The 14,786-nt window shown below is 38.5% G+C and carries 15 protein-coding genes and 2 tRNA genes; 2 read left to right on the forward strand and 15 right to left on the reverse strand.

Features of this window, described 5'->3' with window-relative positions:
- Positions 1 to 6: 6 nt before the first annotated feature.
- Complete coding sequence (locus AC1Z3K_RS11095; protein WP_426082370.1) at positions 7 to 294, reverse strand: DUF7662 domain-containing protein; 288 nt, start codon at positions 292 to 294, stop codon at positions 7 to 9.
- 140 nt (positions 295 to 434) lie between these two features.
- On the opposite strand from AC1Z3K_RS11095, the gene AC1Z3K_RS11100 reads away from it, so the two are divergent.
- Entirely contained in the window at positions 435 to 1,076 is a 642-nt protein-coding gene (locus AC1Z3K_RS11100; RefSeq protein WP_461732762.1) for a YigZ family protein, read from the forward strand.
- 104 nt (positions 1,077 to 1,180) lie between these two features.
- On the opposite strand, the gene AC1Z3K_RS11105 is transcribed toward AC1Z3K_RS11100, so the two are convergent.
- From AC1Z3K_RS11105 to AC1Z3K_RS11115, 3 genes are all read right to left on the reverse strand, one after another.
- A complete protein-coding gene (locus AC1Z3K_RS11105; RefSeq protein ID WP_461732763.1) occupies positions 1,181 to 1,654 on the reverse strand; it encodes a GNAT family N-acetyltransferase in 474 nt (157 codons plus the stop codon).
- Between the two features lie 124 nt (positions 1,655 to 1,778).
- Positions 1,779 to 2,486, reverse strand: a complete 708-nt coding sequence (locus tag AC1Z3K_RS11110; RefSeq protein ID WP_426082367.1) for a GntR family transcriptional regulator — start codon at positions 2,484 to 2,486, stop codon at positions 1,779 to 1,781.
- A 425-nt stretch (positions 2,487 to 2,911) separates the two neighbouring features.
- Positions 2,912 to 7,162 carry an acyl-CoA dehydratase activase-related protein gene (locus tag AC1Z3K_RS11115; RefSeq protein WP_461732764.1) on the reverse strand — a complete coding sequence of 1,417 codons (4,251 nt, stop codon included), beginning with the start codon at positions 7,160 to 7,162 and terminating at the stop codon, positions 2,912 to 2,914.
- A gap of 193 nt (positions 7,163 to 7,355) precedes the next feature.
- Here AC1Z3K_RS11115 and AC1Z3K_RS11120 point away from each other — a divergent pair, with 193 nt between their 5' ends.
- A complete protein-coding gene (locus AC1Z3K_RS11120) occupies positions 7,356 to 7,961 on the forward strand; it encodes a TetR/AcrR family transcriptional regulator (RefSeq protein WP_426082364.1) in 606 nt (201 codons plus the stop codon).
- Between the two features lie 597 nt (positions 7,962 to 8,558).
- Here the strand turns inward: AC1Z3K_RS11120 and AC1Z3K_RS11125 are convergent.
- The 11 genes from AC1Z3K_RS11125 to AC1Z3K_RS11175 all read right to left on the reverse strand — a co-directional run bounded on the left by AC1Z3K_RS11125 (position 8,559) and on the right by AC1Z3K_RS11175 (position 14,785).
- A complete protein-coding gene (locus AC1Z3K_RS11125; RefSeq protein ID WP_426082362.1) occupies positions 8,559 to 8,711 on the reverse strand; it encodes a hypothetical protein in 153 nt (50 codons plus the stop codon).
- Positions 8,712 to 8,802: 91 nt separating this feature from the next.
- A tRNA-Gln gene (locus AC1Z3K_RS11130) sits at positions 8,803 to 8,874 on the reverse strand.
- A 9-nt stretch (positions 8,875 to 8,883) separates the two neighbouring features.
- Positions 8,884 to 8,964: transfer RNA gene (locus AC1Z3K_RS11135), tRNA-Tyr, on the reverse strand.
- Positions 8,965 to 9,047: 83 nt separating this feature from the next.
- Entirely contained in the window at positions 9,048 to 9,281 is a 234-nt protein-coding gene (locus AC1Z3K_RS11140; RefSeq protein WP_426082361.1) for a DUF2969 domain-containing protein, read from the reverse strand.
- 79 nt (positions 9,282 to 9,360) lie between these two features.
- Positions 9,361 to 10,215 carry a hypothetical protein gene (locus tag AC1Z3K_RS11145; protein WP_426082360.1) on the reverse strand — a complete coding sequence of 285 codons (855 nt, stop codon included), beginning with the start codon at positions 10,213 to 10,215 and terminating at the stop codon, positions 9,361 to 9,363.
- Positions 10,216 to 10,234: 19 nt separating this feature from the next.
- A complete protein-coding gene (locus tag AC1Z3K_RS11150; RefSeq protein ID WP_426082359.1) occupies positions 10,235 to 10,882 on the reverse strand; it encodes a class D sortase in 648 nt (215 codons plus the stop codon).
- A gap of 37 nt (positions 10,883 to 10,919) precedes the next feature.
- Positions 10,920 to 11,510, reverse strand: coding sequence for a hypothetical protein (locus AC1Z3K_RS11155; RefSeq protein WP_426082357.1), 591 nt, complete (start codon positions 11,508 to 11,510; stop codon positions 10,920 to 10,922).
- A 188-nt stretch (positions 11,511 to 11,698) separates the two neighbouring features.
- Positions 11,699 to 12,355 (reverse strand): CBS and ACT domain-containing protein, encoded by a 657-nt coding sequence (locus tag AC1Z3K_RS11160; RefSeq protein WP_461732765.1) that lies wholly within the window; start codon positions 12,353 to 12,355, stop codon positions 11,699 to 11,701.
- A gap of 3 nt (positions 12,356 to 12,358) precedes the next feature.
- A complete protein-coding gene (locus AC1Z3K_RS11165) occupies positions 12,359 to 13,060 on the reverse strand; it encodes an ABC transporter ATP-binding protein (protein ID WP_426082354.1) in 702 nt (233 codons plus the stop codon).
- On the reverse strand, positions 13,060 to 13,836 hold the full coding sequence (locus AC1Z3K_RS11170; RefSeq protein WP_461732766.1) for an ABC transporter ATP-binding protein: 777 nt from the start codon (positions 13,834 to 13,836) through the stop codon (positions 13,060 to 13,062). Before AC1Z3K_RS11170 ends, AC1Z3K_RS11165 begins: the two co-directional genes overlap by 1 nt.
- Positions 13,817 to 14,785: a branched-chain amino acid ABC transporter permease gene (locus AC1Z3K_RS11175; protein WP_426082352.1), complete on the reverse strand. Its 969-nt coding sequence runs from the start codon at positions 14,783 to 14,785 to the stop codon at positions 13,817 to 13,819. The genes AC1Z3K_RS11170 and AC1Z3K_RS11175 overlap by 20 nt, the downstream gene beginning before the upstream one ends.
- Between the last annotated feature and the right edge of the window lies 1 nt (position 14,786).

The raw sequence follows: 14,786 nt of genomic DNA on the forward strand, positions 1-14,786 counted from the left end.
ACTATACTAAATAAGCCATTTTGATTTTAATAACTTATTAAAAACAACATATTCTTTCTCTAAATTAACCTGAGCGACTTGATAGCTTGCATTTAGCCAGCCATAAGCACCTTTTTCAGGATGTTTATAATCATTTGCCCACCAGTCAGAATCTTTACGAGCTGTTTTAGGGAGACCAGAGTACGGAAAAAGCAACTCATCAAACTGAGTGAAAGTCAAAGTCACCTGTGAACCACCGTTTTCTTTCAAGTACTGTGTCACATGATCATATTTCTTTGATCGCTCTTTTGCCATTTGATCCCTCCTTTTTAATATTATCTCACAAATCATTGAAGATTCAACCACTTGAACTTATTTTTCAAGCGGATTCTAGTTGCCTAACCTGTTTTTTTTACCTATACTGATAGTATTACCTAAATGAAAAGGAAGAGCCCATGATTGATCATTATTTTACCATCCGTCAGGATGGTCAGAGTGAATTAGAGATAAAAAAATCACGCTTTATTTGTTTTTTAAAGCGTGTTTCAACAGAAGAAGAGGCGAAAGCATTTATCGCTGGAATAAAAAAAGAACATTGGAAGGCGAATCATAACTGCAGCGCATTTATTCTAGGAGATCAAGGAGAGATTCAGCGCAGTAGTGATGATGGAGAGCCTAGCGGAACAGCTGGTATTCCTATGCTGGAGGTTTTGAAAAAACAGGAGCTGATTAACGTGGCAGCTGTTGTCACCAGATATTTTGGCGGAACGAAGCTAGGGGCGGGTGGACTGATTCGGGCTTATAGTCATGCTGTCTCTCAAGCAACAAATGAGATTGGTATTGTTGAAGGTAAGCTTCAACAGGAAATTATTTTGGATATCGCCTACCCGCAGCATGGAAAACTACAGAATTTTTTGGAAGCCAGCAGTTACACAGTAAAGGATACTCAATTCAGTGAGAAAATTTCAGTTATTTGTCTAGTGGATGAGCATTTAACTGAACAATTTATTACGGAAGTTACTGATATTTTAAATGGACAATTTTCGTACATCGAAGGAACAACCAGTTATCATGAGATTCCCGTAAAAAAACTGTGACATAAAATGTCACAGCTTTTTTCAGTCTTTAGCAGATAAATACTTTTATGAACTTTTTTCCCAAAGTATTTATCTTTAACTATAAATGTTTTTTGAAATAATAATCAACTACTGATTTTTTTGTAAAGTTCATTCGTTTTATCGAATGTGTAGCCGTTAGCTAGCAAAACACCACATGAGCCTAAATTTTCAGGTTCCGGCTGAACAATAATCCGTTCGGCATTTTCCGATTGAAATACAGTATCGGTTAGGAGAACAACGATTTGTTTACCAATCCCTCTACCTAAATACGCGTCTTCCCCAATCATATAATCAATGCTGAAGGTGCCTTCCAGTTGTTCAGACCCGTGCCATGTTTCACCACTCTCTGAAAATTGATAATACTGACAAAAGCCGATTGGCTGGTCATTGTGCTCAACAATAAAGTGGTGTAGAAAGCTAAAAGCTTCCCGCCGCTCTCTAACTTCCAGCAGCCAGTCTTCAGGGTCGTGATACCAACGTGCCACATGCTCTTTTTTCAACCAGCTTTCAAATAAACAAATATCTTCGTCTGTAAATGGTCTTAATGATAAATTCATAGTAAGTTCCTCCAAATAGTTTAGATTTATACATTCATTTTAAATCTATCTATTCGGCGGGCCTCGTATTCTATTTTCCTTTACAATTTAGCAGGGATATCTAATTCTCATCGTTCTTCCTCCTCTATTTTTCTAAGTAAAATTCAAATCGATTACCAGCGTATTGTGTTCGTACGTACTCAAACGGACGACCATCCTCCAAATAGGATATTTGACGTAGTCTAAGGATTGCTGCTCCACGTTTCATGTCCAAATACTCGGCAATTTGCTCAGATGCAAGCATTGCTGAAATTGTCTGATTTGCTTGTCCAATTTTGTAGCCGCCTTTTTCCTCTAGCGTTTTATAAAGAGACATGCTGATTTCCGATTTACTATACTTTTCTACAAGTGAATAAGGGATACTGGCTACCTCAAAACAAATAGGGACATCATCCGCATAACGAATCCGCTCCATTTTCAAAATAGAATCATCTTCACTTAATTGTAGTTTTTCTAATTCACTGGAGCTTGGTTTAGCAATAAAATAGGAAACTGTTTTACTCGAAGGTACCCGGTTTTGAGAAAGCATTATTTCTGTAAAACTAGTTGTCCCAATCATTCTTTCCTGCACCTTTTGGCGGGCAACATAGGTTCCTGAACCAATCTTTCTTTCAAGAATCCCTTCATCCGCGAGCGTCTGTATTGCTTGGCGCAAGGTCATTCGACTGACCTTAAACTGCACAGCCAGCTCTCGTTCCGATGGTAGACGGTCGCCAATCGCCCAATGACCTTTTTCAATATCTTCTTTTATTTTATCATGAATTTGTAAATATATTGGTAAAGATGAAGTCATCTCTATCCCCCCTCGTTATTTTTCTATCTCAAGTATAACTGGTATATACCTGATTAACAACCATAATTTTAAGTATAGCTTATCAAAAGATAATTCTGCTTTTTTTGGTCTAACTAATGAACAGACAAGAAAGAAGGTTTTCTTCAATTAAAGACAACAAATTGGTCTGTCCTTTTCATCAAGTAACAAGAGTTTAGTTTTGCCAGCGCGGCAAACATTTTTTTAGTTGACTAGTCCAGCTAATTAATCTGCTGTCTTGAAGAGCCTCCGCTTTACTTTGTTTAAGAAGCAGTCTTGTATATACCTTTTATGTAGACAGAAAAAATCCTTCTTATTGCTGTGCAGCCTCGCAATAAGAAGGATGTGAAGTAATAGCTGTTTCGTTTTCAACATCTAACACTTTTATTCAGACAGCTTTACTTCGTTTAAGAACGTACTTCGACTTCTTCTTTTGCCATCTTGTTGGCAGTTGCCATCATTAGTCGAATTCTGTTTAATTGATTAACCAAAGAAACACCTGGATCATAGTCAATCGCTGCAATATTGGCTTTAGGATATTGATGTCTTAGCTCTTTAACGACACCTTTTCCAACAACATGATTTGGAAGACACCCGAACGGCTGCATACAAACAATATTGTTTACACCTGCTTTCAATAGCTCAATCATTTCACCGGTTAAGAACCAGCCTTCACCGGTATGATTTCCTATTGAAAGGATTTTTCCAGCATCTTCAGCCAATTCATAAATTGAGGCAATCCCTTCAAAGCGTTCGGAATTTCTTAACGCCTTATCCATTGGCTTCTCTACTAATTCAATCATACGAATGGCAAATTCAGCAATCATCTTACTCTTTTTAGACATCCCCAGATTTTCATATTTAAAGATTTGGTTGTATAAAGAATAGTTCATAAATCCGACAATATCCGGAACAACTGCTTCGGCTCCTTCTTCTTCCAGCAATCGGACAATATCATTATTTGCCGTAGGAGAGTACTTCACCAGAATCTCTCCCACAACTCCAACTTTAGGTTTAACAATATCCAAAAGAGGAACTTCGTCAAAGTCTTTGATGATTTTCTTCATATTTCTATTAAACTGGGTTAATGAACCATTTCGAACGTTCTTTTCGATCTTTTTGAGCCATTCTGTATGCATCTTATCAATCATTCCCGGCTCAGTTTCGTACGGCCGAGTCCGATAGACAACTCGTTCAAATAGGTCGCCATATAAGAATGCAATTGCAACTCTTTTTAACAGAGGCAGAGTAAATTTGAATCCTGGATTAGATTCCACCCCTTTGTTCCCCATTGAGATTGACACAACAGGAACCTGAGGGAATCCAGCATCATTCAAGGCCTTTCTGAGCAAAGGAATATAGTTCGTTGCTCTGCAGCCGCCGCCAGTTTGGGTCATCATGACACTTACATTATTCAGATCGTATTCTCCACTTTGTAAAGCTTCAACTAGCTGTCCGATAGAAATAATTGCCGGATAGCAGGAATCATTATTCACGTATTTCAACCCTACGTTGACAGCTTCACGGTCTTCTGCCGGCAAACAAACCACATTATAACCGGATGCCTTCAATGCAACATCTACTAATCCGCTTTGATGAATTGGACTAAGCATTGGCAGCAGTAGTGTATGATCTTTCTTCATCTGCTTAGTAAAGACAATTTTTTCTTGAGTCTCTTCTTTCAGCTGGGGTTCAAAGCCTTGTTTATCCCGTTCACCAACAGCTGCTTTTAATGACCGCAAACGGATTCGAATAGCCCCTAGATTAGAGCCTTCATCAATTTTTAAAACCGTATAGATTTTTCCGTACTGATCCATAATTTCTTCTACCTGATCTGTTGTAACAGCATCTAACCCGCAGCCAAACGAATTCAACTGAACAAGCTCAAGATTTTTAGATTTTGCTACCACCTTTGCTGCAGCATATAAGCGGGAATGATACACCCATTGATTAACTACACGGAGATTTCCAATGTCACCAAGATGGGAGATACTATCCTCAGTTAAAACATGAAAACCTTCTTGTGTAATCACTTCAGCAATGCCGTGATTGATTTCTGGATCAAGATGATACGGTCTTCCAGATAAAACAACACCTTTCTGACCTTTTTGGTTTAGCATCAGAAGTGTTTCTTCTCCTTTATTGCGGATATCCGTTTTGAAATTTTCAAGTTCCTCATAGCCCAAATGAAGCGCCTTTGTAATTTCTTCTTTAGAAATACCTAAATCAGCAAAGCAGTTCGCCATGACGTCCGCCACAGAAGCTTCGTTTGCCAAATTAATAAACGGATTACGATAGTCCACTTTTCCTTCACGAATGTCATCCACATTGTTTCGGATAACATCTGGATAACTTTGAACAATTGGACAGTTGAAATGATTGTCTGCCTTTTTATCTTCTTGACGTTCAAATACAACACCTGGATAAAAAATCATCGGGATGCCTTTATCAATCATTGTCTGAATATGTCCATGAGCAATTTTTGCCGGATAACAAGCTGTATCGCTTGGAATAGTCTCCATTCCTTGTTCATACAATTCCTTATTGGAGCGAGGTGAAAGCTCCACTCTGAAGCCTAGCTCTGTAAAAAACGTAAACCACAAGGGATAATTTTCATACATATTTAATACTCGAGGAATACCTACTACGCCCCGCGGTGCTTCTTTTTCCTTCAGTGCCCGATATTTGAATAGCCGACGATACTTATAATCTATAAGGTTCACTTTACGGTCTTCACGTTTAACTTTAATTCTTGCTCCGCGTTCACAGCGATTTCCAGTAATGAATTTCCGACCGTCTGAAAAAACTGTCACTGTCATCATACAGTTGTTTTCACACAAACCACAATGAGTGAATTCTTTATCTGCTGTAAAAGCTTCAAGCTCTTCATATGGCAGCAGCGTTGTCTGCTCTCCAATCTCATAATTTTCCAGAGCAATTAAAGCAGCACCATAAGCACCCATCAAGCCTGCAATAGAAGGACGAACTACTTCTCGTCCGCTAATCATTTCAAACGCTCTTAAAACTGCTTCATTATAAAATGTTCCGCCTTGACAGACAACTTTTTTTCCCAGTTCTTCTGGTCTGCGAATTTTGATTACTTTATAAATCGCATTTTTGATAACTGAATAGGAAAGTCCAGCAGAAATATCCCCAACTGAAGCTCCTTCTTTTTGAACTTGTTTTACTTTGGAATTCATAAACACTGTACATCGCGAGCCCAAATCAACAGGCGCCTGAGAGCTTAACGCTTCTATTGCAAAATCCTTCACATCGTATTTCAAAGACTTTGCAAAAGTTTCTATGAAAGAGCCACAGCCTGATGAACAAGCTTCGTTCAGCTGAATGGATGATAAGACACCGTCTTTAATTGTCATGGCTTTCATATCTTGACCACCGATATCCAGTATAAAATCTACTCCCGGCTGAAAATGATCAGCTGCTTTATAATGAGCCATAGTTTCAACTTCGCCAATATCAACTTTCAAAGCATTTTTGATTAGGTGTTCTCCATAACCAGTAACAGCTGCCTTGCCAATAAAAACATCCTCTGGCATTTGTTGATATAAGTCCTTCAAGACGTCCATTGTCGTTTCCAAAGGCTGTCCCTGGTTATTTCCATAATAAGAAAACAGCAAATTGCCGTCCTCATCAATCAATGTAACCTTCGTTGTTGTTGATCCAGCATCTAATCCTAAGAATGCTACACCTGAATGTTTAGAAAGAGCTTTTTCAGTCGCTTTTGCCTGATTATGTCTATCTCTAAACGCCTGCAGCTCATCTTGATTTTTAAATAGTGGTTCCAACGTATCTGTCGGCTTCAGCTGTTCCTTATCCCCTTCAGTTAAACGTTCCAAGAGCAGAGACAGCGTACTTTGTTCTGCATCTTTAGAATAAATTGCAGCTCCCATAGCGACAAAAAGCTGAGGATTTTCCGGAAAAATCACATCTTCTGGTTGAATATCCAACGTTTCTATAAATCTTCTACGCAGTTCAGACATGAAAAAGAGCGGGCCACCTAAAAAGGCAATCTTTCCTTTTATTTTTCTGCCGGCAGCTAATCCAGCAATCGTCTGATTCACAACTGCCTGAAAAATACTGGCTGCAATATCTTCTTTAGCCGCACCTTCATTGATTAACGGCTGTACATCTGTTTTGGCAAATACACCACATCTTGAAGCAATTGGATAGATGGTTTGATAATTTTTGGCTAATTCATTCACTCCATTTGCATCTGTTTTCAACAGAACAGCCATCTGATCAATAAAAGCACCAGTTCCTCCTGCACAGCTACCATTCATTCTCTGCTCCAGAGCACCCTCAAAAAAAGTGATTTTAGCATCTTCTCCGCCTAGCTCAATAGCTACATCTGTTTCCGGGATGATTTCCTCAACTGTACGAGTGCAAGCAATTACCTCCTGAACAAAAGGAATTTCCAGAACATCTGCCAGTCCCATACCGCCTGAGCCTGTAATCATCATCGTTAGTGGCTGGTCTCCACCCAGAAGCTCTTTTGCCTCTTCCAAGACCTTTTCTGTCGCGGCTTTTACATCTGAGTAGTGCCGCTCATATTTTGCAAATTTTGTTTGATTTTCTTCATCTATAATTACTAATTTTACTGTCGTCGATCCGACATCGATGCCTGCCCTCAATTTCATATCTCCCTGCCTCTCCAAGAGAAAAAGTTCACAATCAGCAACACACTGTTGATTAACTTACATCCTGTTTGTTATAATACTTATGTCTATTTTAGGGAGTATTAATTTTTTTTGCAACAGTCAAAAGACCTGTTTTTGTGAGATAAACAACAAACTTATTCAAATTGTTGGCTTTTTGAAAGGAATTTAAAGGATGAAAAAGAAAGATCTGCGAGTTATGCGTACCCACAAAATGATTATTGAAGCATTTATCCAATTAGTTGAAGAAAAAGGATTTGATGTTCTAACAATTCAGGAGATAGCGGATCGGGCAATGATTAACCGTGCTACATTTTACGCCCATTTTAAAGATAAACAAGATCTTTATGAACAAATTTTTGATTTAGCTGTTCGTGCATTCACCTCAGTTTTAGATACAGATACCTCGATTAAAGAAAACAAAATTGAGGTAAAAAAAATCGAACTGCTCCTGTCCAGAATCTACAATAATATTCATAAAAACAAAAACTTTTTTCTGACAATTATGGATGGCAGCTCCAATGAAATTTTAAAAAGAAAATTGGCTGATATTCTCTATGAGAAATACGCCGACACACTTTCCCGTTTACGTATTACAGAAAACGATATTGAAGTCCCGATTGATTTTATTATTGAATACATGACCTCGATATTTATTGGAACACTTCATTGGTGGATTACCAGCGATACAAACATGACACCCAATCATTTAGCTCGGTTAGTTATAAAGCTTGTAGGAAACGGACATTTAACCGTTCTCGGCATTGAGATTGAAAAATAGCTGTAAAGCTAAAATAAGGGGCTGTGACATTAGTATGCCTCAGCCCCTTAAACCCAGATAAACGGTGTTTCAGAAGTAACTACTAGCAGCGAGCTGCATCGATGTCCGCTCAACATCAGTGGTAAACCACTGTGTTTCAAGTCTCTTCGACAATAAGTCGAAAATTCGCAAAAATTTGTGGAACACCAGGTAGGAATCAGTCAACATCGAATGGTTTACCTTCGTGTTTCCTGTCATTTCCGGAATTTCCGCCTTATTGCTTAGAATCACTGTGACTACTCTTTGAGCAGAGCAGATGATGAAAAGTACCTACTTGGTGCTTAGAATCACTGTGACTGCTCTTTGAGCAGAGCAGATGATGGAAAGTACCTACTTGGTGCTTAGAATCACTGTGACTGCTCTTTGAGCAGAGCAGATGATGAAAAGTACCTACTTGGTGCTTAGAATCACTGTGACTGCTCTTTGAGCAGAGCAGATGATGAAAAGTACCTACTTGGTGCTTAGAATCACTGTGACTGCTCTTTGAGCAGAACAGATGATGAAAAGTACCTATTTGGTGCTTGAAGCTGAACACTTCCGCCTCAACCTCATTTTTTATTAGTTATTTTTGGCACGCCACTTTTTATTATGAGTAGTGTTTCTATTTGAGGTTATTTTACTAGAAACACCAACCTTCACATTGTACTTCTTCTGCTTGGTTAAGTCATAGACCTTCTCTGCTGCATCTGTAATCTTTTCTTTCAAATTCATAGACAATCTCTCCTTTGCTTTCTTGTTCATTCGTCAATGTGAGATGGTAAAAAAAATAGAACCACTCAGTTATGCTGAGTAGCTCTAGGTACTGGGGTAGCTGGATTCGAACCAACGAGTGACGGAGTCAAAGTCCGTTGCCTTACCGCTTGGCTATACCCCAAAAACAAAATGGAGGAGAGTGGATTCGAACCACTGAACCCTAAGGAACGGATTTACAGTCCGTCGCGTTTAGCCACTTCGCTACTCCTCCAAAAGTCATCTTAAAAACCTGACTTGTTTATAATACATAATTTCTACTCGAAATGCAAGTGTTATTTTAAAAAATTTTTCAACTTATTCAGCTAAATTCCATAGGCGAATAACTGTTTCGATTCCTTCATCAATGGACTTAACAACTCCTTGGTTTTCTTTACCCATTTCAATCAAAAATTTCCCAGAACCATTAGGAACAATTCTGCCTATTTCTTTTTTTCCAATCAACAAATTTGTACTCTCGACTTGTTGACCGTTGAAGGTTATTTTTTCCTCTTCAACTCGAACTTCAATATCCTTATTCTTTTTTGACATTCTTATCCCTCCAGAAGTAAATCATACCATAAACAGCTAAAAAAGCATCTATTTCTGCATAAATAGATACTTTTTTTTATTATTGACTAAATAAGTGTTTTCGCTGATATTCACTCCAAACTGCCACACCAACGCCAATTAGAATAGATCCAATCCCCATATAAATAAACATCCACAAGAAACTTGATAAGTAAGCCTGAATAAAATCATACATAGCTTTTGACTGAATACCAATCCGCTTCAAATAACCAGAAAGTAGAATAAGTGCTGGAATAACGGCCATCATTAACCCGCCCCCAACAAAAATGTATTCCCAGTATCTCAGTAAGCGATGCAGATAGCCGCGGAGTGATCTAAATAAAATTACACTTAATACTATCCATAAAACACCACAGACAGCCATGAATATCCATAGTTTTGAACTATATGCCATCACTCGATTTCCAAAAGAAAGCAGAAACGGCAATTCAATATATCCTTTATAAACTGTTGCAGTCTGATCTGCCAACAGTTTAACGGCTTCGTCGCTTTCCGCTGTCAAATCAATATTATTTTCCGCCGCGTATTGTTTGATTTTTTCAGTTACTGAACTTTTTACTTGCTGTTCATTTTTAATTGAAAAAGGCGTATCCGGATGATACATTGCAGTAAAGTAGTTATTCATATCCTCTTTGACAATAGCTTCTTCTACTGCATTAGATAGTACCCCTTCAGGAATGTTGCTCCCTAGCGCACTATTTTCAATTTGCTTATTCATTTCTTTAGTAAGCTGACTATAGTAATCGGCTTTCTCAGCTTGCTTCTCCATATATTTCTCACTAAAAAGCGTCAACCGCAAACTCAATAAAAGGAGGAATGCAACTAGAAAGACCATCGCCAAGAAAGCTAGAAACAAACGGGAAACTGCTGCTCCCTTAAATTTTTTTCTTTTCATTAAGCTTTATTCCTCCACTTTATTTTGTTCCATCAATAATCGGTCCAGAAACATAATCAGCAAACACAAATACCCGATCAGGTGTCAGCCCAATAGCATCTAATGGGTAGCAGGTATATAGAATCAATGAATGCTTCGATTTATCTCCCAGTCTTTCATCGATAACAGGATCAGTATAGTGTGCAATTCTATTTTCTGTCACTTGATAGGTATAGTCCCCGTAATGCGTATGGATAGTAATCTGGTCTCCTACTTCCAAATAATGGATTTGACCAAAGGATGGCCTGTTGTGACCGCCAATCAAAGTCGTTCCTAAATCTCCCGGAATCATACTTCCAATATACTGCCCGGCACCTTTACTAAGGATATCTTCGCTATCGCCATAAAACAATGGTTCATCAATTCCAACTTTATCAATAACCACCCGACCAAACTGATCTCCACCAACAGGATAAACCAATGTAGAAGAAGGTATTTTCCCTTCATCGTTCACCGCTGCCGCTTTTTCCTCAGGCTCAACTTGAGTAAAAAGATCGTTTGCCTTTACTTCAAAATCTGGTGAATCATTTAATAGTATCAGCTGTACTGCTGATCCTGCAAAATTGATGACAGGTGCACCAATGATATAAATGACAAAATAGCCAAAAAGCATAAAGAGAAGAGGCATAAAAATAAATGCCCCTACTCTCTTAAGAATTTTTTTATTATGCAAGTTTACGTTTTCTACTTACAAATGCTGCACCTGCAGCTGCTGCTAGTAAAGAACCAAAAGTGATGCCGCTCAGTGCATAGTTGTTTCCAGTGTTTTTAACTGTGCTTCCAGACTGATAAACAGGGTTGCCTTTAGCATCAGTAATCATCACTGCTGTGTATGCACCGCCAGTACCGAAAGTAATTTTCACGCCTACAGCATTACCTGCTGCTACAACGTAGTTTTTCAACTGATCGATAATACTTGTCGGCAACAGACGCAATGCATCTGCTAAAGTTGTTGCATTTGTTGTATCAACGTTTTGTGATTCAACTAATGCTACTGCAGCACGGATGTTTGTAAGAGCTTCTTCCACCTGTGCATCTGTTAACGCTACACGTTTCAAATGATTTTCTGTTGCATTAATTTCTGCAGCTCCAAAATAGAATTTTTTGCCGCCAATTGTTGCTCCAGCATTTAGCGTATCAAGAATTTTTTGCTCGTTCGCCGCAATTGCTCCGTCAGCAGAAGCTTGCGAAGTAGGAACAGCAAACACCCCAACAGCCATTAGAACTACAGCTAAGAATCCAATGATTTTTTTCACTTAGTCTCCTCCTATCCTTTATTATTTATAATAAATCATAAGCAAATCAAGAAGAATCGTCATGATAAATTATACGTGTAATATCCCACCATAAATATATAAATGGCGCATGATACCTTACTTATCAAAATTATCACACGTGAAAATAATAGTCAATTAGTTTAATCACTTTTCTATTAAAAAAGTATTTATTTCTCTTGTTTTGATAATAAAACAGCTTCAAAGACATCATACCCTGCTTCTTTTAAAACTTTTTCAATTTTTTCAGTTTCCCGGCTTTCAATTTGCATTTCGAGAATTGTCTCTAATTCTTTACGGTGCACTACAATATTAGTAATACTAAAATCATTATCAGAGAGCAGCTTGGTAATTGCTGCTAAAATTCCTTTGTGGTCCTCTAATATCCGCAATTGAATTCTAGTTCCGCCTTCATGATATCCAGTAATCTTTAAGAAGGCATCAAAAATGTCATTATTTGTTATGATTCCATTCAGCTCACCCTTACTATCTACCACTGGAAGAACTCCCACATTATTGGTTCTCATCTTATAAATCCCGTCTTCCAAAGAAGCTTCCGGATCTACCGTAAGCACATCCTTGACCATGATATCTGCCGCCGTGGTCTTGTTCAGCAGATAGTTCACTTCGTATACACTCAAGCTTGTTGCCTGAGACGGCATCGCAGCTTGAATGGTTCCTTCTGTCAGCAGCCCTACCAGACGTTCATTTTGTACAACTGGTAAACGATGAATATCGTTTTTTTTCATTAAATCTACCGCATCAAAAATTTTTATATCAGGCTGTACAACGATCAGATTTTTCGTCATAAAATCTCTTATACTCATTTCCTAGCCTCCCAAATATGCTTTCTTCACTTTTTCATCATCGATTAATTCTTTTCCTGTACCGCTTAGAACGATGCTGCCGGTTTCCAATACATACCCTCTATCTGCAATAGACAATGCCATTTTTGCATTCTGCTCAATTAACAGTACAGTTGTCCCCTGTTTGTTAATCTCTTGAATAATATTGAATATCTCCTGAATGAAGATTGGCGCTAGTCCCATTGAAGGCTCATCCAGCAGCAGCAACTTAGGTTTAGACATTAATGCCCGGCCCATCGCAAGCATCTGTTGTTCACCGCCGGAAAGCGTTGCAGCATCTTGAGTTCTTCGTTCCTTCAAAATTGGAAAACGCTCAAAAATCATGTCATATTCTTCTTTAAGCTCATTCGTTTTCCTTAAGAATGCGCCCATTTCTAAATTTTCCTGAACAGTTAATCCAGGAAACACATGGCGTCCTTCGGGTACCTGACACAAGCCGGAAGCAACAATTTTCTGAGGCAAGGTTTTCTGAATTTCATTTCCTTCAAAAATGATTTTACCTTGGGAAGGACGGTTCAATCCTGATATTGTTCGAAGAATAGTTGTTTTTCCTGCGCCATTGGCACCGATTAGAGAAACAATCTCCCCCTCCTCCACATGAAAACTAACCTCTCGAACAGCTTGAATCATCCCATAATGGACCGATAAGTTTTCAATTGACAGCATTACAGCTCACCTCCGAGATAGGCTTCGATTACCCTTGGATTGTTACGAATATCCTCCGGTTCGCCTTCAGCAATGATTCGTCCATATTCCAGCACATAGATTCGCTGACAGACTTCCATCACGAGACTCATATCATGTTCAATTAACAAAATCGTAATTTGAAATTCTTTTTGGATTTTTCTAATTAGTTCCGTCAATTCGGCTGTTTCCTGCGGATTCATACCTGCCGCCGGCTCATCGAGAAACAAAACTTTGGGATCTGTTGCCAAGGCTCTGACAATCTCCAGTCGGCGCTGTTCTCCATAAGGTAGATTCTTCGCCAAATGCTCTGCTTTCTCTTCCATGCCGAAAATACTTAGTAGTTCCTTCACTTTAATGCGCAGTTTATCTTCCTTTTTATAAAAGCCGGGCAACCGCAAAATACTAGAAAAAATACCTTCTTTATTTTTACTATTCATTGCAATCAGGACATTATCCATTACGGTTAATTCTTTGAACAAACGAATATTTTGAAAGGTTCTGCTCAACCCCATATCAGCTATTTCATAAGGCTTCATCCCGTTTAAAATGTGTGTTTTTCCAAGTTCTTCTAATTCTACAGTTCCTTCACTTGGTTCATAAACACCTGTTAGAAGGTTAAATAAGGTGGTTTTTCCGGCACCGTTTGGACCGATTAAACCAATTAATTCGTTTGTCTCTAATGACAAATTGACATTAGAAACGGCTGCCAGACCGCCAAAGTTTTTTGTCAGATTTTTAACTTCCAATAGAGGCATTAGAATCGTCCCCCTTTTTATTAAATAGTCGCTTCACTGAAAATTCCCAAGTTCCCAGCAAACCACCTGGTTTAAAAATCATAATAATGATTAACGCCAACGCATAAATAATCATTCGAAGTTCGCCAAAATTCTGCAGATACATATTCATAAAGCCTAAGGCAACAGCAGCGATTACTGTTCCCGTCACACTTCCGATACCGCCAAATACAACAATAATTAAAATATCTATAGACTTCATAAAGCCGAAATCTTTTGGAGCAATTGTCTGAATATAGCTCCCATACAAACCGCCTGCTACACTGGCTGTCATTGCACCTATGACAAAAGCGATAACCTTATATTTGGTAGTGTTTACTCCCATTGATTCAGCGGCTATCTCATCTTCACGAATAGCAGTTGTCGCCCGCCCAGATCCACTATGGATATAGTTAACCACAATTAATATAGTGATAACAGTAAATCCAAAGACCATCGACCAGTTCACAAAAGGCGGAATACCAAAAATTCCCGCTGGTCCATTCGTGATATCTCTCATATTAATAATGACAATTCGAATAATTTCAGAAACACCTAACGTAGCAATCGCAAGATAATCCCCTTTTAGACGTAAAGTAGGAATCCCCACAATTACGGCAATAATTCCCGAAAGAATAATCCCAAGCAATAATCCACTGAAAAAACCAGCCATCGTTGGATTTTTAACTGATACTATCGCAGTCGCATAGGCGCCAATTGCCATAAAACCTGCATGACCTAGAGAAAATTGACCGGAAAAACCAATAATCAGGTTTAAACCCAACGCTAAAATAATGTTGATTCCAATCGTGATAAGTGTATTTTCCATATACAGATTTACTGCTCCTGCGACATAAGCCGCATAAATAATCCCATACACAGCAAGTGTTATCAGCAGCCAAATTAGATTATATTTCAGATTTTTTTTCATA

It is taken from the genome of Enterococcus sp. LJL128 (genome assembly GCF_056924295.1).